Source organism: Spirochaeta isovalerica (assembly GCF_014207565.1).
GTDB lineage: Bacteria > Spirochaetota > Spirochaetia > DSM-2461 > DSM-2461 > Spirochaeta_F > Spirochaeta_F isovalerica.
The window spans coordinates 815055-834093 of the sequence record NZ_JACHGJ010000001.1 but is presented as its reverse complement, the minus strand read 5'-3'; the positions used below and the strand labels follow the sequence as shown (position 1 = coordinate 834093).

Sequence of the window (19039 nt, the reverse complement as noted above, 5' to 3'; positions counted from 1 at the left end):
ACCGTCCTTCATGTCTGATCTTTACCTGACAGTATAATACAGGAGGCTTCGGTAAAAAACTCTTTTCGACCTTCTTTTTCTATGCTATTGTAAGCCAGCAGTGATCAGAATGATGATCTTAAAAGGGAATCCGGTTTAATTCCGGAGCGGTCCCGCCACTGTAAACGGGTGTGTGCCGGAGAAGATGCCACTGGATTCAGTTCCGGGAAGGCCTTCGGCAAAGTCCCGCAAGCCAGGAGACCTGCTGCTTAAATCTGTCTTTGTTGCTCTTCGTGGAGGGAGTAGTGAAAAATCGAAAAGCTAAAACCCTGATGATTCAGGGCACAGGCTCCGATGTGGGAAAAAGCCTGATCGTCGCTGCCCTGTGCCGCATTTACAACAACAGAGGGCTTTCCGTCGCCCCGTTCAAAGCCCAGAATATGGCACTTAATTCATTTGTCACACCCGACGGGCTGGAAATCGGCCGGGCGCAGGCTCTTCAGGCCGCTGCCTCCAGGCTGGAGACCTCTGTTGAAATGAATCCTGTTCTGATCAAGCCACACGGCTTTATGAAATCGCAGATCGTAGTCATGGGGAAACCCTGGAAGGATCTGGAAGCCTCCGATTATTATAAAACGAAAGAAAGGCTATGGAACCACGTCCGGGAATCTCTTGACAGCCTGACATCCCGATACGATCTCGTCATTTGCGAAGGGGCCGGCAGTCCTGCCGAAATTAATCTTAAAGATTCGGAAATCGTCAATATGGCCGTGGCGCAGTATTTGAATGCCCCGGTTCTGCTTGCCGCCGATATTGACCGCGGCGGGGTCTTCGCTTCCCTCTATGGCACGGTTGAACTATTGGATGCCGATGAGAAGGCTTTAATAAAGGGATTTCTTATTAACAAATTCCGGGGAGATGTTTCTCTTCTTGAACCGGGATTAAAAATGCTTGAGGATTTGACCGGCGGAAGAAAAACTGTCGGCGTCATTCCCTGGATGGCTGATCCCGGTCTCGCACAGGAAGATTCGGTTTTTGTGGAAAAGAACCGGCGATTCGGCGGAGGTCCGGTGGATATCGTTGTCATACAGCTTCCCCGCATGTCAAATTACGATGATTTTGATGCCCTTCTTCTGGAAAAGGGGGTCGGCATTCGCCTTGTGGACCATCCGGGAGAAATCGGTTTTCCTTCGGCCATTATTATTCCCGGCAGTAAAACAACGGCCGCTGATTTGAAATGGATGAGGGAGACGGGGATGGAGCGTAAAATTATCGATCTGGCAGAGACCGGTACTCCGGTGACCGGTATCTGCGGAGGATTTCAGATGCTCGGTCTGTCCATTTCGGATCCCTTCGGACTCGAAGGGGATCCGGGGGATACGGAAGGAATGAAACTGCTTCCCGTCAAAACTCATTTTAACAGGGAAAAAAAGACTGTCAGAGTACAGGGGCATCCCGCTACGGATAGAGGTTTTCTCCAAAATTTCAATGAACCGGTAACAGGGTATGAAATTCATATGGGAGAATCGGTTTTGAAAGAAGGTGCTTTTCCGCTATTTATCAAGAACACCGGAGAAGAGGACGGCGCGGTTTCCCTGGACGGTAGAATCTGGGGAACATACTTTCACGGTGTTTTCAATGAACCGGGATTCCGGAGGCGTTGGCTCGAGTCTATCGGATGGACTGTTTCAGGGATTCCCCGGTCGTTGAATGAGGTTCAGGAAGAACATCTGGACAGGCTGGCAGGTATCATTGAAGAGAATTGCCAGATGGATCTTATCGACAGGATTATCGGTTTATGACAGCATCTCATACAGCGCAGCTCATTGTCTTTTCGGCTTTTGTTCTCGATCTTGTTTTCGGAGAATATCCCGACAGGTTCCACCCCGTCCTCTACATGGGACATTATATAAAATTTCTCTGGAGCAGAAGGCCGGGCAGGGAGAAAAGGACGCTTCTTTTATGGGGAGTTTTTCTTGTTTTGAGCGGCGGCTTCATTTTCTGGTGTGGCCCTTACTTTTTACATACCTTTATTAAAGGGATGGCGGGTGTATTGGTTTCCATCCTGCTGCTGAAGCCTGTTTTTGCCCTCAAAGCCCTTGTTAAAGCCGCCGGACAGATAAAAAAGGCTCTGGAAGAGGGGGATCTCGAAGACGCCCGCCGCCTGACCTCCTATCATCTCGTCAGCCGCGATACCGAAAATTTATCGGAAGAGGAGGTCTGCGGTGCTGTCATCGAATCGGTTTCGGAAAATCTGACAGACAGTTTTGTTTCTCCTCTTTTTTATTTCGCATTTGCCGGCATTCCCGGAGCCTGGGCATACAGATTTGTCAATACTTGCGATTCCCTGATCGGATACCGAACTGCGGAGTATGAGTCCGGTGGAAAGTTCGCTGCCCGGTTCGATGATATACTCAACTGGATCCCGGCCCGTCTGGCAGGGCTTCTGATTGTAGCGGCAGCGGCCGTAAACGGAGAGAAGGGAAAAAACGCCTGGAAGACAATGAGACAATCCCACGGTGAGACAAGCAGCCCCAACGCCGGATGGACCATGTCGGCTATGGCGGGTTCTCTGGGAATTTCTCTTGAAAAAAGAGAGGAATACACACTTGTCGGCGGTGAAGAGAAAGCTGATTTTCAATTCATTGGCAGAGCGACTAGAATTATAGTGACAGCTGCCGGAATGTATATGATATTTCTTCTGGCTTTACTGGAGGTCCTGGTATGAAAAAAACTAAAAACGGAACTCATGGCGGTCTTGATTACGCAAAACTGCGGGAAAAGGGGATCAGCCCCGATGAGATAACCGACTTCAGTGTCAGTATTAATCCCTTCCCGGTTCATAAAAAAGTCCTCTCAGCTGTCAAAAGCTGCAATCTGACCCGTTATCCCGATTCCGTGGCAAGAGAACTGCGTGAGAGTATTGCCGACTATGAAGGGTGCACACCTGATGAGATTCTGGCCGTTAATGGAACATCGCAGGGGATCCACCTTATCGGTCAGGCTTTCCTCGATGAAAAATCAAATGTCCTGATTTCGGGACCTGCCTACAGTCAGTACAGGAAGATTTCAGAGCTCAGGAAGAGCTCTGTCGAAGAGATTACAAGTCTGGCCGATGATGATTTCCGTCCTCCGGTTGAACGCATCATAACAAAAATCAAAGAGAACCGCCCCGGAATTTTCTGGATCTGCAATCCCAATAATCCCACCGGAACTTATGTCGTTAATGAGGATCTGAAGAAAATCGAATCAGCTGCCGTCGAATCCGGTACGATCGTGATAATCGATGAGGCTTATGTGGCGTTCACAAGGGACAGTATCCGTTTCAGAGACACATCGACCAATATCCTCAGACTCAATTCCATGACCAAGGATTATGGCATCCCCGGTCTGAGGCTCGGCTACATTCACGGCGATCCGAAACTGATCGGAGAAATCGCCCGTTATCAGCCGGAATGGAGTATCAGCGCACCGGCCCAGAGAGCTGGAATCGCCTGTCTCAAAGAAAGGGACTATTACAAGTCCACCTGGAAAAAAGTTAGAAATGAAACAGATCGCTTCAGAAATGAACTGGTTGAAATGGGACTCAAAGTTTACCATACGGAATCGAATTTCTTTATGGCAAAACTCGGATCTCGTGAATACGTTCCCGAAGGAATGGAAGGGTACGCCGCTCTGCTTCAGAAAAAGCTGGAGCCGCAGCTGATGCAGATCAGAGACTGTACGTCTTTCGGACTTCCCGATCACATCCGCATCGGAGTTCACAACGCTCGTAATAACAACAGGCTTCTTGAAGCCATGAGAGAGGCTCGGAGCATATGGGAATAGTATTGGTTCTTGGCGGAACGAAAACAGGAAAAACATCATTTGCGGAAAACAGAGCAGCGGTGTATTCAGAGACGCACAATGTCCCTGTGTATTATATCGCTACGGCCAGACCCTTCGACAGTGAAATGGTCGAAAGAATTGCCAGACACAGAGCCCATAGACCGGCACACTGGGAGACTATCGAGGAACCGGTAAAGGTGAGTGCAGCCCTTGAGCCGCTGGCCGGAGGGAGCAATGTCGTTCTTCTGGATTGTCTCACTCTTCTCATGACAAACCTGATTTTTGACAGAGGAGAGAACTGTTCTGCAAGCGAAGCTCAGGACGTGGTATTTCAGGAGCTTCAGAGAATTATCGATATCTTCAGTCAATGTGAAAATGAACTGATAATTATTTCCAACCAGGTGGAAAACGGACTGGTCTCTGAGCATCAGTGGGCCAGGATGTTTCAGGATATTGCCGGAATGGCTCATCAGAAACTGGCCTCGGCTGCAGATAAAGTCTTTATGATGAATGCGGGTTTGCCGCTCCAATTGAAATAGGTACTTCCGGTTGAAGACGGAATGAGAAAAGCAACCAAAATTAAAGGAGATCCTGTGGATTTACTCAAAAAAACGCTGGCTGACATTAAACCTCTCGACGAAAAGGCTATGGATAAAGCCAGAGAGCGTCAGTATAAACTGACAAAACCTCCCGGAAGTCTGGGCAGACTGGAAGATCTGTCTATAATCATTGCCGGTATACAGCGGCAGGCTTTGCCGGAAATTAAAAACAAAGCAATATTCACATTCGCCGGAGATCATCACGTCGTATTTGAGGAAGACATTGCCAGCGCTCCGATGGAAATAACAGCCCAGCAGGTTCTCAATTTTGTATCGGGTGGCGGTGCGGTCAATGCCCTTGCCAACCACAGCGGGGCACGGCTGGTTCTGATAGATATGGGGGTTGCCACACCTTACGACCGTCCAGATTCAGTAAAGGATAAGCGGGTCGGCAAGGGCGCTTCCAATATCAGCAGGGGACCGGCCATGACAAGACTTGAGGCCGTCAAAGCTCTGGAGGGCGGTATAGAATCTGTTCTCGAAGAGATTGGTATAGGACTGGATATTATTGGAGTCGGAGAGATGGGAATCGGAAATACCACGCCGGCTTCCGCTATATACGCGCTATATACAGGGGCGGATCCGGAGGAAGTGACAGGTCCCGGGGCAGGAATCGATGATGAGACGATCAAACGCAAGATCGAGGTTATCAGAAAAGCTCTGGATGTCAACAAGCCCGATAAAACAGATCCCATCGATGTTCTGGCGAAAATCGGCGGGTTTGAAATAGGGGGGATGGCGGGAGCAATGTTAGCCGCCGCATCGAAAGGAATCCCTGTCGTCGTAGACGGTTTTATTTCTACTGCCGCGGCACTTCTGGCGGATCAGCTGAGCCCGGAGATCTCCCCCTATCTCATCCTCTCTCACCATTCCGCAGAAAGAGGGTATGGCCATGCTGCCGGATTCATGAAGCAGAAACCGCTGCTCGATCTGGGATTGCGTCTGGGTGAGGGCACAGGAGCCGCACTGGGTATATCTCTCTGTGAAGCGGCTGTTCGGGCTTTAAAAGAGATCCGGACTTTTGATCAGGCCGGTGTAACCGATGTAACGGAGTTATGAAAAAGATTATCTATGCGCTGAGATTCATGACGGTCATACCCATTCCCTGGAAAGAGGGTGAAGATATGGCGGAGGTGGCCAGATCCATCTCCTTTTTCCCTCTGGTCGGGTTAATAATCGGTCTGACAAATTTCGGTATATTTTTCCTGGCCGGGCTTCTGTTTTCCCCACTCCTCAGCGCTGTTCTGGTCACGGTCTGGTGGATTTTTATCACTGGGGGACTTCATCTCGACGGTCTGGCCGACACGGCTGACGGAGTCTGGGGAGGAACGACAAAGGAGCGGCGTCTGGAAATCATGAAAGACAGCCGCATAGGAGCTTTCGGCGTCCTGACGCTCATTTCCTTTATTCTCCTCAAAACAGCAACTCTCAATGAACTGTTCGGGTTTTACGATGACAATAAATACCGGGCTTTGATTATTGCTCCCGTCGTGGGGCGATGGGTTTCGGTTTTTTCAATTTTTTATTTTGATTCGGCAAGAGAAGACGGTCTGGGGGTTTTTTTCAAAAAGCATATATATCTGAAAGAACTGATTGTAGCACTCATCCTGACTCTTCTCATCGTGCTCCCCATAGGCGGGATTGCCGGTGCGGCGGCTCTGGCTTCCGCAACAGTTCTCACCCTGGTTTTTTCCGCATTTCTGACGGGAAAACTGGGTGGTCTGACCGGCGATACCTACGGGGCCATGACCGAAGGGACAGAGCTGCTGACTCTGCTGGTCATGCTGCCCCTATGATATCTTTGTATCTTATACGCCATGGGGAGTGCGAAGGCAGGGGTACCTATATCGGACGGGGCAGCGATGTACCGTTGGATGAAAAAGGTGTACAGCAAATAGCTGAAATGGCTGAATCCTTCGGTTCTGAATCTTTTAAATCCGGGATTATCCTGACTTCTCCTATGAAAAGAGCTCTTCAGTCCTCTCATATTCTCAGTGAGGTCCTGAACTGTCCATACAGAATCGTTCCGGGTCTGGAAGAGAGTGACTTCGGTAACTGGGAAGGAAAAAGTTACGATCAGATAGCTTCGACAGAAGAGAACGAAATACTGCGGAACTGGATTTCAGATCCTTTTGAAAATTCACCGCCGGGGGGTGAGAGTCTCAGCGAACTTGAGTCGAGAGTTCTGAGAGCTGTGAATTTCATCAATCCCCTTATAGCTGATAAAAACAAAAATGAGATAATGATAGTCTCCCACAGGGGACCCCTCGTGCTCCTCCTGCTCAATTATCTGGGAATTGAACCGGATAAGTTCTGGAATTTCAGGATGGACCGGGGATCGGTTTCCCGATTGGAACTCTATCCCCGGTTCGCCGAACTGGTTTATTTGAATTTGACGGCCGTACCGTAAACGATAACCTCAGCGGCGCCCTGCATAACGGCACTCGAGGAGTACCGGGCGTTGACGACCGCATCAGCTCCCATGGCTTCCGCTTCCTCGACCATTCTTTTGGTGGCAATGGCTCTGGCCTCATTCAGCATATCGCTGTAGGATTTTATTTCTCCGCCTACGATTGTTTTGAAGCTGCTCATCAGATCCCGGCCGATATTTTTGGACTGTACTATGGATCCTTTCACAAGCCCCAGGGTTTCCAGTTCTTTGCCGGTAATGTAATCAGTATTTACGATAGTCATCAGGATTCTCCTCTTTCTGCTCTTTCAGCCGTTCTATCATGGTGTATATCATCAGTCCCAGAAACCCCGCTGCAACAAGGAGGACTATGAAAGTCCACAAACCACCCAGTCCTGATTCGATAAGACCGAAAAGGATGAGCGAGAAGTATCCGCCGATTATAACCAGAAATACTGCTGAAATGATAATGGTAATTAGATATTTTCCTTTCATAGTTTTAAATTATACAGCATTTTGCCAAAAGCAAAGAAAAAAAAGGAGCCCCCTTACAGGACCCCTTCCGAATCAGAAGTTGAACACTATTCCCACTCAATTGTGGAGGGCGGCTTAGAAGAAATATCGTACACGACCCGTCCTATCTCTTTTACTTTATTGGTGATGAGAGACGATATTTCCAGAAGATCCTTTGTGGGGAAATCGAAAACATCGGCCGTCATTCCGTCGTGGGAAACGACAGCTCTCAGAGCCAGCACGTATCCGTATTCTCTCGCATCGCCAGTTACGCCCACAGAACGAACCGGCAGCAGAACGGCAAATGCCTGCCAAATCCGGCTGTAAAGGCCCCGCTTGTGCAGCTCTTCAATGTAAATGGAATCGGCCTCTCTGAGTATATCGCATTTCTCCTCAGTGACATCTCCGATAATTCTGATGCCCAGTCCCGGTCCCGGGAAGGGGTGGCGATAGACTATCTTTTCTTCGATCCCCAACAGAAGGCCCAGCCGTCTGACTTCGTCCTTATAGAGCATATCAAGCGGCTCGACGATCTTTCCCTCTTTCCGTTTCCCTTCGACGAGCGGCGTTCCCACATTGTGATGGGATTTGATGACACCGGCTTTATTTCCCACACCTTTGCCCGATTCAATAAGATCTGTATAGAGTGTTCCCTGAGCCAGAAAGTAATCGCCGCTGATATGCTTGGCAATTTCTTCTTCCTGAACGCGAATGAAAGTGTCTCCGATGCTCTTCCTTTTGGTTTCCGGATCGCTGATGCCTTCCAGAGGTCCCAGAAACCGGTCCCGGGCATCGATGATTAAGAGATTTTCCGCACCGAGCTTCTTCAGGTTTTCAGATACCTTTTCTGTCTCGTTCTTTCTCATCATTCCCGTATCTATATACATGAGATAGATGTTTTTCGGATCGAGAGACTTGAGCAGAAGCCCGCCGGCAACTGTGGAATCGACTCCTCCGGAAATAAGCAGAAGCACTTTTTCATTTCCGACCTGTTTCTTCAACCGCTCAGCCGCGTCCTCCACGTACTTGTCCATGGACCAGCCTTTGGATGCGCCGCAGATATGGACAGCGAAATTTTCCAGAATTCTGGAACCGTATTCGCAATGAGTCACTTCAGGGTGAAACTGGAGCCCCCAGAAACCTTTCTCTCTATTCTCTACAATTGCCGGCAGATCGTGCTCGCTTTCGGCCACAAGGTCAAAACCGGGAGCCAGCTCGTCCAGACTGTCGCCATGACTCATCCATGAGACAAAGTTATCGGGAATATCCTTGAGAAGGGGGCAATCGGTTTTGCGGTATCGGATAGCGCTCCTTCCGTATTCTTTCGTATGGAGAGGAGCTACTTTTCCCCCGTTTTCCCAGGTCGTGACCTGCAGCCCGTAGCATATGCCCAGTACGGGAATATCCAGCGAGTACACTTTTTTATCGGGACGGGGCGAACCTTCTTCATAGACAGAGTAAGGAGAACCCGATAGTATGAGGCCCTTCACATCCGATGTCAGTATCTGATCTGTTAATTCCGTATCTCCATGGATTATTTCGGCATAAACACCCGCGTCTCTAATTCTTCTGCCGATCAGCTGGCTTGTCTGGCCGCCGAAATCCAAAATCAGTATCTTATCCATTTCTTTCCAATCCTTTTATTCTGCTTTCAAATTGAATAGTTTGGCGCATCCTGGGAAATCGACACATCGTGAGCGTGGCTTTCCCGCAGTCCGGCACCGGTAATTCTGATGAATTTCTTATATTTTCTCAATGTCTCAATATCTTTGCAACCGCAGTATCCCATGCCTTTTTTCAGTCCCGTAGTCAGCTGCTGAAGGTAGGGGCCCAGTTCTCCTTTGTAGGGCACTCTTCCTTCGACCCCTTCGGGAACGGGCTGATCGTTTTCTTTCATCTGATAGCGGTCGCCGCTGCCGTCTTTTATGGCTCCTACAGAGCCCATACCCCGATACTGTTTGAAAATGCGGCCTTCGTAAAGAACTTCTTTTCCGGGAGATTCTTTCAGGCCGGCGAGGAGGTTTCCGATCATAACAGTCGATGCTCCTGCTCCGATTGCCTTCGTTATATCACCGGAGAATTTTATTCCACCGTCGGCGATAACGGGGATATTGTGCTTTTCCGCTTCCTCGGCAGACTCGTAAACGGCTGAAAACTGAGGAGCTCCCACGCCGGCTACAATCCGCGTCGTGCAGATAGAGCCGGGACCGACACCGATTTTAACAGCATCGCTGCCCGCTTCGATCAGGGCTTTGGTTCCCGAAGCATTGACGACATTTCCGCCGATTACGGTCATGCCGTATTTTGTTTTGATTCCTTCAACTGCTTTCAGTACGGCCTTGCTGAGACCGTGCGCTGTGTCGAGGACAACAAAATCGCACTTGTTTTCCATAAGAAGAGGCAGCCTTTTATCGTAATCCATAGGTGACACGGCTGCTCCGACAATCAGATTTCCGTGGCTGTCCATTGCGGCCAGGGGGAAATTCTCATGTTTTTCTATATCCTTCACGGTAATCAGTCCCGTAAGATGACCTTCATTGTCTACAACCGGTAGTTTTTCGATTCTGTGGGAATTGAATTTTTCCCGGGCTGATGCCGGATTGACATTTCCTTTTTCAACGACAGGATTTTTTGTCATCAACTGTTCTACTTTGAGAGAGAGGTCGCTGCAGAACCTCAGGTCACGGCCTGTAATAATCCCGCAAAGGAGGCCATTGTACACAACGGGTAGCCCGGAAATGCCGTATCGGTCCATAATTACCTGAACATCGGCTACGGTCTGACCTTTTTCAACAGTTATGGGGTTCTCTATTACCCAGTTCAGAAAGCGCTTTACCGCGCCGACCTGTGCCGCCTGATCCTGAGGGGAGAGATTTCTGTGAATCACTCCCGCTCCTCCCTGAAGTGCCAGTGCAACAGCCATCTCCTTTTCAGTTACGGTATCCATGGCTGCGGAAATAATCGGGATATTCAGATAAATATCACCAGCCAGTCTTGTCCGGATATCGGCATCGCCCGGCAGTACATCGGAATATGCCGGTTCCAGTAGAACATCGTCGTAACTGTACTTTTCAGAAATTGTTAACACTTTTTCACTCCTTTTTTCCTGTGTTTAAATTGATTTTTGTACATAAAGCCCTATTTCTATCTTTCAGCAGATATCTGGAATCTGTCTGATTTTACTGGGAATAAAAAAAAAGCCCGGCAGAACACTCTGTCGGGCGCAAATGACTCGGGTAAAAAAAAATCCGCACGGAGGCGGGTCTTTTCATAATGACGGAAAACCGCTGTCTCCGGGAAAGGGACAGACGCAGATAACCCCTTAAGGGTTTGTTTACAAAATTGAAGTGTCCAATGTTTTTCAATCTGTTATTTTCCATAATGGATATTTACAAATTTATGTGGATTTGTAAAGGGGAGATTCTGATATTACTCTCCTTTTTTTAAAGTTTCCAGAAGGAGTGCCGGCCTGTCTGTAAAAATACCGTCAACACCCATCTTCAGAAAACGGCGCATTTCATCCTGTTCATTGACTGTCCACACTTGAACCTTCAGCCCTCTTTTATGGAGAGCAGATATAAAGCCATGGGTCAGAACTGTTATTTTTCCACTGATCTCCGGAACCTGCAGAACTTTCATTTTACAGGGCAGGGGGAAATAAAGGAGGCGTGTATGGTACAGGACCAGGAATTTAATAACTTCTAAGGACGTGCAGGATGTAAGGGCCCGGGGAAAGCGTTTGCGAAAATGAGCGAGAACATTCCCGTGGAATGATGCTGTAACCACTCTGGATAAAGCCTCTGTTTCCACCAGAATCTTTCCGTGCTGTTCAGCCAGCTCCTTCTTTTTATCTTTTAAATCCACATTGAATCTCATTTCCGGAAACCGGGATAAAAGATCTTTCAGCAACACAGGTGGAATCGGGGACTCTCTGTAAGGGAAGGTCTTTCCCTTGTCGGGAGTAAACTGATATGCCGCATTTATCTCCTGCACTTCATTCCAGTTCATGTCTGTGATTTTCCGCGGATCCCCGCTCATTCTCTCAAGAGAGTCATCATGCCATATGACGACCTCTCCGTCTTTTGTCAGATGGACATCGGTCTCTATAACATCGACACCCATGGCCACGGCGCTTTCAAAAGCCGGCATGGTATTTTCAGGATATCGCACACTATCGCCTCTATGGGCCAGCACGACGGGGTTGGGGGAAAAGAAATCTTTCACGGCAGAACCTCCCGATGGATTATATTCTTATATATAGGATTATACCAATTGTGTTTTTAAACAAAAGAATCGTTTGAATTTTTTTCAAAAAGACCCGGAGGGTGATATGGAATGGAAATCAGGAAGCTGTCTGATAAAAATCGTAACGGGAGATATTACAGAGATCAGGGTCGATGCCATTGTAAACGCCGCGAACAACAGCCTATTGGGCGGAGGTGGTGTCGACGGAGCCATTCACAGAAAAGCCGGTCCTCAACTTCTCGGAGAATGCCGTAAAATAGGCGGATGCCCGACAGGAGAGGCAAGGATAACCGGTGCTTATAACCTAGCCGCTGATCATATCATACATACGGTAGGTCCGGTTTACAGAGGCGGACATTCGGGAGAGGAGGCATTGTTGGCATCGGCCTATCGCTCCAGCCTCGAGCTGGCGGAGAAGAACGGAGTCGAGTCCCTGGCGTTTCCGGCCATAAGTGCGGGAGTTTATGGATATCCCATGAATCAGGCAGAGGAAACAGCTCTGATTACTATCAGAGATTTTCTGAAAACAGGCGATCGGGGACTGAGGGAGATTATCCTGGTTCTGTTCAGTCGATCTTATGTTCCCCTGTATGTGGAGATCGCTGACAGACTTTTCGAAAAATAAAAAAAGCCGGTTAAAACCGGCTTGTCAGCTGTAAACGGAAAGGACTGCGTAGCTGGACGACAGATCCTCTTTAAGAAGTAAAACATCTTTCGGAACTTTTAGTTTTACTTTAGTGAAGTTCCAGATAGTCTGAATTCCGGCTTCGCTGATCAGGTCAGCCACATCCTGGGCAATTCCCGATCTGACAGTCAGTACGGCGATCTGGACATCTTCATTTCTTACAAATGCTTCGAGCTCGCTTATGTTGTGTACTTTGGTTCCGTTGATGGAAGTACCGATTTTTTTCTCATCGACATCAAAAGCGGCCAGAAAGTTCAAACCGTTTTTAGTGAATTCCTTGTAACCGAGCAGAGCGGATCCGAGGTTACCTGCTCCGACGAGGATGGCGTTGTGCTTCTTATCCCAGTTCAGGAATTTTTCAATGGCATCGATCAGATCTGTTACCTTATAGCCGACTCTCGGCTTTCCGATGATACCCGTAGAAGCCAGATCCTTGCGAACCTGAATCGGCTCGAGATCGAGTTCATTGGCAATGACTGTACCGGAAATGATTTCAATGCCTTCTTCTTTGGCTTTCCTGACCAGATAAAGATAAGAAGGTAAGCGCCGGATAGTTGGAATACTGGCCGAGCTCATAGTAACGTTCTTATTTAGTTTATGCATAACCTTCCCTGTTATCTTTTTTAATATATAGATGCCAATATATATCAAAAACAGAAGTATGTATATATATTTATATATAGATTATAGTTCTATAATTCATTTTAAGCAACAAAGTATATAGATATGAAAATATCCTTGCCGCAAACTAAAATTACATTTTTACTGTGATACTTTATCCAATTCCTGTAAAATGGATACAATGCAAAACAATAAGACTGTCGAGATAGAAAAGCTTATTCCCGGAGGGAAAGGGCTTTCCCGGGTGGAAGGCAAAGTCGTTTTCGTGCCTTATGTGCTCCCCGGAGAAAAAGTTGAAATCCGGATCACCGAAGAAAAAAAGAGTTTCAGCGAAGCGGACCTTATCCGTGTCATTGAGCCCTCGGCTGAACGGGTGGAGCCTTTCTGTCCCCACTACGGAATCTGCGGGGGCTGCAATATGCAGCATATGACCTATGAAGCGCAGCTTAAAGCCAAAAAATCTTTTGCTTCTGAACACCTGAGCAGAAATGCCGGACTGGAACTGGAAAAAATATCTGTAACCCCTTCAAAAGAGAAAGGATACAGAAATAGAGTGCAGGTTCATTATTCCCGGGGAACTATGGGTTTCCGCGAGAGATCGGGTCATCGGATAATTCCTGTCGAGAGCTGTCCCGTTGCCGCGGAAGGTATTAATCTCTTTCTGAGAAACCACACATATCCTGTCGGTGAGGACCGCATCACCGTTTACGGTACCGATGACTGGTTTTCTCCCGAAACGGACAGAAAGGATATTTCCGTTACTGTTCTGGACAGAGAGATTCATTTCAACAGCAGCCTCTTCTTTCAGAGCAATCTTTCCATTCTTCCGGCTCTCGGGCATTATCTGCGCGAACATGTCAGGGACGGCCGTCTGCTGGATTTGTACAGCGGTGTCGGATTGATGAGCGCGCTTTTGGAAGATCAGGTCGAAGCTATCGAGGCTGTGGAACTGAACCGTCATGTGGCACCTTATATTAAAAGGAATCTGAAGGGTAACTGCACTTTTCACCCTCTCAGTCTTGAAAAGTGGGTGGCTTCAAGGAGCACCGGATCTCCGGGAGCCGATACGATCATTATCGATCCTCCCCGGACAGGCTTATCCAGGCCGGTGAGAAAATATCTCTCCCGATCCCATGCCGGAAAAATTCTGTACATTTCCTGCGATCCCGCTACAATGGCGCGGGATTTAAAGGATATTCTTGCCGATAATTATGAGATGGAGGATTATCGACTCTTCGATTTTTATCCCCAGACATCTCATATGGAGGCTGTTGCTCTATTAAAAAGAAAAGGACAGTAGGACTACTTCTCTTATTATTCGCCTTTCATTCCCTTTTCGCCCAGGTCGAATTAAACTGGCGTTTTGCCGTTACCGGGTCGGTGCTGGGTATTCCCGCTTCCGACCCGGCGGGAACCGTATATGTCCTGACTGATGACAATACACTTCAGGCTATCAAACCCTATTCGGGAACTCTCATCTGGTCCTATCGCGCGGGCGAGCCGCTCAGCGACGTTCTTTTTGTCGGCGCGGATTTTACCGTGTATCTCTACACGGAGAGCCGGAAGCTGATCGCCGTAACACCCGGGGGAACTGTCCGCTGGAAAAGACAGTTCAACAGTCCCCTGTCCCGTTCCCCCGCCGCATCTCCCGAGGGTGCTGTTATCCTTCCCATGGAGGACGGCAGGCTGATCAAGATAAACGGAAGAGGCCGTGTCCTGTGGGAGAAACCCGCCGCATACAGTTATACATCTCCCGTAGTGGACCAGGACGGTTCCCTTTATATTTCCGGAGATAACAATACCATTTTTTCATATAAACCGACCGGAAACGGGGGGTGGTCCTATACGCTGCCGGCCCGGGCGGAAATACTGGCGCTCAGAAGTGATTATCTCCTGGCATTAACTTCGGAGAGAAAGGCTTTCTGCCTGGACATCAGGGGAAATCTTATCTGGGAAAATGATACACTGCCATCGGGTAATCCCGTTTCTCTTCTCAGTTCACCCGATAGAATCCACATAGTCTATTCCTCCGGAATGGTAATCGCCTTAAATCCCGACGGTAGTGAGGAAAGCCGTTTTCAGGGGCCGCCTACGGAAGGATTCGCTTCAATCGACAGTAAGGGGGCTTTGTATCTTTTCGGCCGCGACAGAAAGCTCTACCGGCTTATGGATGATGAATTGATAGAAATCGAAAGCGATACTCCCATGACGGCACCGCTGCTGGGAGCCGCGGCGAATCTCTTCAGCGGCGGTGAGAACTGGATCGTCTACTCGTACAAGACCCCCGCTTCGGCTCAGGGATGGGCGGGTTATCGCGGCGGCCCTCTGAGAAACGGCGCCGTTGACTCGGGAGCCAGCCTCAAAAGACTTCAGGAATATTATGAAGGCTATCCGGGGTATCTCTATTTCGAAATGATGTCCCAATCGCCTGAACTGGATAAAAGGCTGGAAATAATTGATAGATTTGAAAAGCTGCAAAGGGATAATCAGCTTATTGAAAAATTTCCCTTTGCGCCTCTCCTGCTTATCGATATGGCCGAAGAAGGGATCAGCTATGCTTCCTTCGACGGTTCTCTGGTTTCCAACAGCAGTTCCCTTGTCCGCATCAAAGCGCTGAACTTACTGGGGGATATCGGCGATATACGGACAAGAAGGTTTATAATCAGCCACCTCTATCAGGAGGATAGTGCCTCTGCGGCCGTTTCCGCCATCTGGGCTCTGGCAATGATCGGTTTTGATTATGACGGTGCTGCGACAAGGGCCATTGCCTCGGCAAAAGAGCGGTTTTTCAATGACGATGGTGTATTATTAACTATATGTGATACACTTGAGGAAATTGTCTATTACAATGGAATTATACCCGATCAGTCGGGTTTGCACGTCCTTTCATCCATATACAGCAGTAACGCGCCTTATGGAATACGGAAAAGGGCTGGAGAAATATTTGACAACTTTACCGGAGGCCCGCGCCTCAAGTAGGTGGGAATAACAGGAGAGAATGATGAAAAAACCGGCATTACTGATAATTCTGACACTGATCTTTACGGTTTCTCTGACTGCGATCGATGTTGACAGAGACGAAGTGCAATCCTACGGCGATAAGAAAATCGAGTTCTACAATTATGTCGGCCCTTATAAATTCATAAATACCCTTGAGGAAATCCTCGGACTGGGAACTCAGCTCGGAGTACAGGTCGATCCCGACAGCTTCGGAAATTTTACGATCGGCAACAAATATTCGGTAATTCATTCCGTACAACCCGAAATACCTGAAGGATTTGACGGAGATATATTTTTCGTTGGACGCGACGGAGCAGTCGATCATATCCGGAACCTCCGGTATATCATCGCTTCCTATCTACAGAGCGCCTATTCCTATGATTTCGACGATGCTTTTCTCCTGGCGGAGTTTATCACATACTACAATGCTGCCTATTATCAGAATCTTCCCTATTACCAGGGAGTCTATAAAGAAGGGGTCGTAAAGTATCTGACCCCTGAAAAAGCCGGACTTTCCACTCATTACAGCGAATGGGCCGGGAAATCGGCCATAGTGATTCCTCTGTCGGAACGCCGCAGCACGGAAACGGGCAAAGCCATCGATACGGGTGAGATAACATCGGAAGATGTAATCGAAGTCATGCGGGAAGAGAAAGACGATGCCATCGATACCCGCAAAGATATGGTGGACTTGAGAGAAGAGGAAATTGCTCAGGAAGAAAAAGCCATCGAGCAGGAACAGGAGCAGCTGGCTGAAGAAAAACAGCAGGTGGACGAGGCGATTGAAGATATAAAAACAGCTGATGACGGCACGGAAAAGGAAACTCTGACTCCCGAAGAGGAGAAACAGGTCGCCGAACTGGAAGAGCAGAAGGAACAGATCGAAGAGCAGGAAACCCAGCTCGAAGAGGAAAAAGCCGCCCTTGAAGAAGAGAAAGATGAAGTCGTGAAAATGCGCGAGGACATTGCCGACGATGCCAACAAACAGATAGACGAAGAGGAAGCGGCTCAGAGTGTCTTCACTTCCAGGGACCCGGGAGTGGGAACCGAAGTCATAATGCTTAAAATCGAGAATACGGGAGACGGCGTTCCCTATGGGCGGCTGATCAAAGTTGATATAGACAACTATGTCGTAACGGAAGAGTCGGAACTCAACTCCATACGCGGCAGAACTCTGACGTTATTGGGAGGAAAACTGTTTGCCGTTGCAGGTATGGAGAACGGTCCCGGCGCGGTCAAGCTTGTCGAGATCGATATGACGACTCTGGAGATCGCGAACGAAAGCCCGGTTACGGTATTTCCCGACACTCTACTCTGGGAATCAAAAAATAATTTTTTTGCGGTGATCAGCGAAGGAAACGACTTGAAATTAGGTCTTTTTGATGCGACACTCACCCTCAAAGCAACTTCAGCTGTTTCTGTTGAACCCTATATGTCTCCCCTTATCCAGGGGTCGAGCATTTATGTTCAGACATCTGACGGAGGTATTGTAGAGCTTTCTGCGGAAACTCTGGAAACGCTTAATCAGATTAAATAATTTACGAGGGAACAATGCCGAAAAAAGAGGGAAAAAGCCACTTCTACGGGAGAACTATATCCGTGGTTGATGATTTGTCCGTAGATGAGCAGCTCTACCTGTACCGCAAAACCGCAGAGCTGAAACAACTTATCCGCGAGGGGGGAGACACCTCCGATTTCAGGATTGACGATCCGGAGCTCGGTGTTTATCTCATGTTTTTTGAGAACAGCACAAGAACCAAGGAATCTTTCCGGAACGCCGCTGCCTTTCACAATGTGAAGCTCAACAACTTCGATGCCCAGACATCATCCTTCAATAAAAGCGAAAGTATCGGCGATACTATCAAAATGCTTTTCGGCTACAGCAACCGCTCGGTATTCATTATGAGAACCGCCCAGGAAGGGGTTTGTTCCATGCTTGATGAGCTTCTCGGCGAATACGCAAAGAAAATCGGTTATGACAAACCTGCCTTTCTCAATGGTGGGGACGGTAAGCACGAGCATCCGACACAGGAATTTCTCGATGAATACACTTTTCTGGAAAAAAAGGGCTGGGATAATAGCGAAATTCACATTGCCCTGACAGGAGATCTCTTCCACGGGAGGACCGTTCATTCAAAAGTCGACGGACTGAAAGTATTCAAGAAGGTTAAGGTCGACCTTATCGCTCCTGAAGATCTTTCCCTGCCCGAACATTATGAGCAGAGAATGATCGACAATAACTACGAGGTCCGGCGCTTTGATTCTATCGATGATTATTTCGAACAGTCATCTGTAGCCGATATCTGGTACTTCACAAGGCTCCAGCTCGAGAGAATGGGAGACGAGGTCAAGGAAAAAGCCAAATACCTGAGAGCCGCCGTCACGTTCCGCGAAGAGTTCATGTCCAAACTGCCGGAAGGCACCAAGTTCTATCATCCGCTGCCCCGACATAAGGTTTATCCCGTTATTCCGGGATTTCTCGACAGAACGCCTCTTAACGGATGGGACGAACAGTCAATGAACGGGTATTTTACCCGAATCATTGAAATCGGAATGGTTGCCGGTAAGATCGGAAATGATTTTGAAGGAACAGCAAAATCTTTTGCAAAAATCAAAAAAGAGTTTATTGAAGAGATACCCGTCACCCGTAAAAGCAAAGTTCAGGACCGTTACAAGGTGGGGATCAAACCGGTTGAAGAGGGCATCGTAATCGATCATATCGGAAGAGGTGAAGAACTGGACCACATCTGGAATCTGATTGACAGAATCAGAAGAATCCTCAGTCTCAACTGCAGGAGTTCCCACGGTGTTTTCCACACATCCGATCCCGATGATTTCAAGGGAATTATCTCTCTTCCCGACGTCCTTTCGTTTGATGAAAAAGAATTGAAAAAGCTGGCGGCAATCGCGCCGGGATGTACGCTTAATATTATAGAGAACTCATCGGTTAAAAAGAAGTACAGGCTTCATATGCCGCCTAGAATCTACAATTTTGATGAGATCTCCTGTAAGAATGAGAATTGTATTTCCCACCCCTCGGAGCATGAAAATATCGCAACCGACTTCTACCGTTCCAGCGAAACGACTTTTATCTGCCGTTTCTGCGATACGTCGCACAAATACCACGAAATCTGGGATATTTAATCATATGAACAGGGG

The 19039-nt window shown here is 48.1% G+C and carries 18 protein-coding genes and 1 riboswitch; of the genes, 12 read left to right on the top strand and 6 right to left on the bottom strand.

What is annotated here, in order from left to right; genetic code table 11:
* Nucleotides 1-81 precede the first annotated feature (81 nt).
* A riboswitch (cobalamin riboswitch) is annotated at nucleotides 82-263 on the top strand.
* 21 nt (nucleotides 264-284) lie between these two features.
* From HNR50_RS03570 to HNR50_RS03540, 7 genes are read left to right on the top strand one after another with little or no spacing between them, the layout of a single operon-like run.
* Nucleotides 285-1781 carry a cobyric acid synthase gene (locus tag HNR50_RS03570; protein ID WP_343060082.1) on the top strand — a complete coding sequence of 499 codons (1497 nt, stop codon included), beginning with the start codon at nucleotides 285-287 and terminating at the stop codon, nucleotides 1779-1781.
* Nucleotides 1778-2707 carry a cobalamin biosynthesis protein gene (locus tag HNR50_RS03565; RefSeq protein WP_184743838.1) on the top strand — a complete coding sequence of 310 codons (930 nt, stop codon included), beginning with the start codon at nucleotides 1778-1780 and terminating at the stop codon, nucleotides 2705-2707. The genes HNR50_RS03570 and HNR50_RS03565 overlap by 4 nt, the downstream gene beginning before the upstream one ends.
* Complete coding sequence (locus HNR50_RS03560; protein ID WP_184743836.1) at nucleotides 2704-3807, top strand: pyridoxal phosphate-dependent aminotransferase; 1104 nt, start codon at nucleotides 2704-2706, stop codon at nucleotides 3805-3807. Before HNR50_RS03565 ends, HNR50_RS03560 begins: the two co-directional genes overlap by 4 nt.
* Entirely contained in the window at nucleotides 3798-4346 is a 549-nt protein-coding gene (cobU, locus tag HNR50_RS03555; RefSeq protein WP_184743835.1) for a bifunctional adenosylcobinamide kinase/adenosylcobinamide-phosphate guanylyltransferase, read from the top strand. The genes HNR50_RS03560 and cobU overlap by 10 nt, the downstream gene beginning before the upstream one ends.
* Before the next feature lie 54 nt (nucleotides 4347-4400).
* A complete protein-coding gene (gene cobT, locus HNR50_RS03550; protein ID WP_184743832.1) occupies nucleotides 4401-5465 on the top strand; it encodes a nicotinate-nucleotide--dimethylbenzimidazole phosphoribosyltransferase in 1065 nt (354 codons plus the stop codon).
* Nucleotides 5462-6202 carry an adenosylcobinamide-GDP ribazoletransferase gene (gene cobS / locus HNR50_RS03545; RefSeq protein WP_184743830.1) on the top strand — a complete coding sequence of 247 codons (741 nt, stop codon included), beginning with the start codon at nucleotides 5462-5464 and terminating at the stop codon, nucleotides 6200-6202. The genes cobT and cobS overlap by 4 nt, the downstream gene beginning before the upstream one ends.
* Entirely contained in the window at nucleotides 6199-6816 is a 618-nt protein-coding gene (locus tag HNR50_RS03540; protein ID WP_184743827.1) for a histidine phosphatase family protein, read from the top strand. Before cobS ends, HNR50_RS03540 begins: the two co-directional genes overlap by 4 nt.
* Here HNR50_RS03540 and HNR50_RS03535 read toward each other — a convergent pair.
* The 5 genes from HNR50_RS03535 to HNR50_RS03515 form a co-directional block, all read right to left on the bottom strand.
* The gene (locus HNR50_RS03535; RefSeq protein WP_184743824.1) at nucleotides 6789-7100 is read right to left on the bottom strand and encodes a YbjQ family protein; all 312 of its coding nucleotides are present in this window, start codon (nucleotides 7098-7100) and stop codon (nucleotides 6789-6791) included. The genes HNR50_RS03540 and HNR50_RS03535 overlap by 28 nt on opposite strands.
* Nucleotides 7081-7311, bottom strand: a complete 231-nt coding sequence (locus HNR50_RS03530) for a hypothetical protein (RefSeq protein WP_184743819.1) — start codon at nucleotides 7309-7311, stop codon at nucleotides 7081-7083. The genes HNR50_RS03535 and HNR50_RS03530 overlap by 20 nt, the downstream gene beginning before the upstream one ends.
* 86 nt (nucleotides 7312-7397) lie before the next feature.
* The gene (gene guaA / locus HNR50_RS03525) at nucleotides 7398-8954 is read right to left on the bottom strand and encodes a glutamine-hydrolyzing GMP synthase (protein ID WP_184743816.1); all 1557 of its coding nucleotides are present in this window, start codon (nucleotides 8952-8954) and stop codon (nucleotides 7398-7400) included.
* Nucleotides 8955-8980: 26 nt separating this feature from the next.
* On the bottom strand, nucleotides 8981-10417 hold the full coding sequence (guaB, locus tag HNR50_RS03520; RefSeq protein WP_343060081.1) for an IMP dehydrogenase: 1437 nt from the start codon (nucleotides 10415-10417) through the stop codon (nucleotides 8981-8983).
* A 341-nt stretch (nucleotides 10418-10758) separates the two neighbouring features.
* Nucleotides 10759-11553 (bottom strand): glycerophosphodiester phosphodiesterase family protein, encoded by a 795-nt coding sequence (locus tag HNR50_RS03515; protein WP_184743813.1) that lies wholly within the window; start codon nucleotides 11551-11553, stop codon nucleotides 10759-10761.
* Nucleotides 11554-11659: 106 nt separating this feature from the next.
* On the opposite strand from HNR50_RS03515, the gene HNR50_RS03510 reads away from it, so the two are divergent.
* Entirely contained in the window at nucleotides 11660-12199 is a 540-nt protein-coding gene (locus HNR50_RS03510; RefSeq protein ID WP_184743810.1) for an O-acetyl-ADP-ribose deacetylase, read from the top strand.
* A gap of 24 nt (nucleotides 12200-12223) precedes the next feature.
* Here HNR50_RS03510 and HNR50_RS03505 read toward each other — a convergent pair whose 3' ends face one another.
* Nucleotides 12224-12862: a redox-sensing transcriptional repressor Rex gene (locus HNR50_RS03505; RefSeq protein ID WP_246433754.1), complete on the bottom strand. Its 639-nt coding sequence runs from the start codon at nucleotides 12860-12862 to the stop codon at nucleotides 12224-12226.
* Between the two features lie 199 nt (nucleotides 12863-13061).
* On the opposite strand from HNR50_RS03505, the gene HNR50_RS03500 reads away from it, so the two are divergent.
* From HNR50_RS03500 to pyrB, 4 genes are read left to right on the top strand one after another with little or no spacing between them, the layout of a single operon-like run.
* On the top strand, nucleotides 13062-14180 hold the full coding sequence (locus HNR50_RS03500; RefSeq protein ID WP_184743808.1) for a class I SAM-dependent RNA methyltransferase: 1119 nt from the start codon (nucleotides 13062-13064) through the stop codon (nucleotides 14178-14180).
* A complete protein-coding gene (locus tag HNR50_RS03495) occupies nucleotides 14135-15859 on the top strand; it encodes an outer membrane protein assembly factor BamB family protein (RefSeq protein WP_343060098.1) in 1725 nt (574 codons plus the stop codon). Before HNR50_RS03500 ends, HNR50_RS03495 begins: the two co-directional genes overlap by 46 nt.
* 22 nt (nucleotides 15860-15881) lie before the next feature.
* Nucleotides 15882-17417, top strand: coding sequence for a P83/100 family protein (locus HNR50_RS03490; protein WP_184743802.1), 1536 nt, complete (start codon nucleotides 15882-15884; stop codon nucleotides 17415-17417).
* A gap of 14 nt (nucleotides 17418-17431) precedes the next feature.
* The gene (pyrB, locus tag HNR50_RS03485; RefSeq protein ID WP_184743799.1) at nucleotides 17432-19024 is read left to right on the top strand and encodes an aspartate carbamoyltransferase; all 1593 of its coding nucleotides are present in this window, start codon (nucleotides 17432-17434) and stop codon (nucleotides 19022-19024) included.
* Nucleotides 19025-19039: the final 15 nt, after the last annotated feature.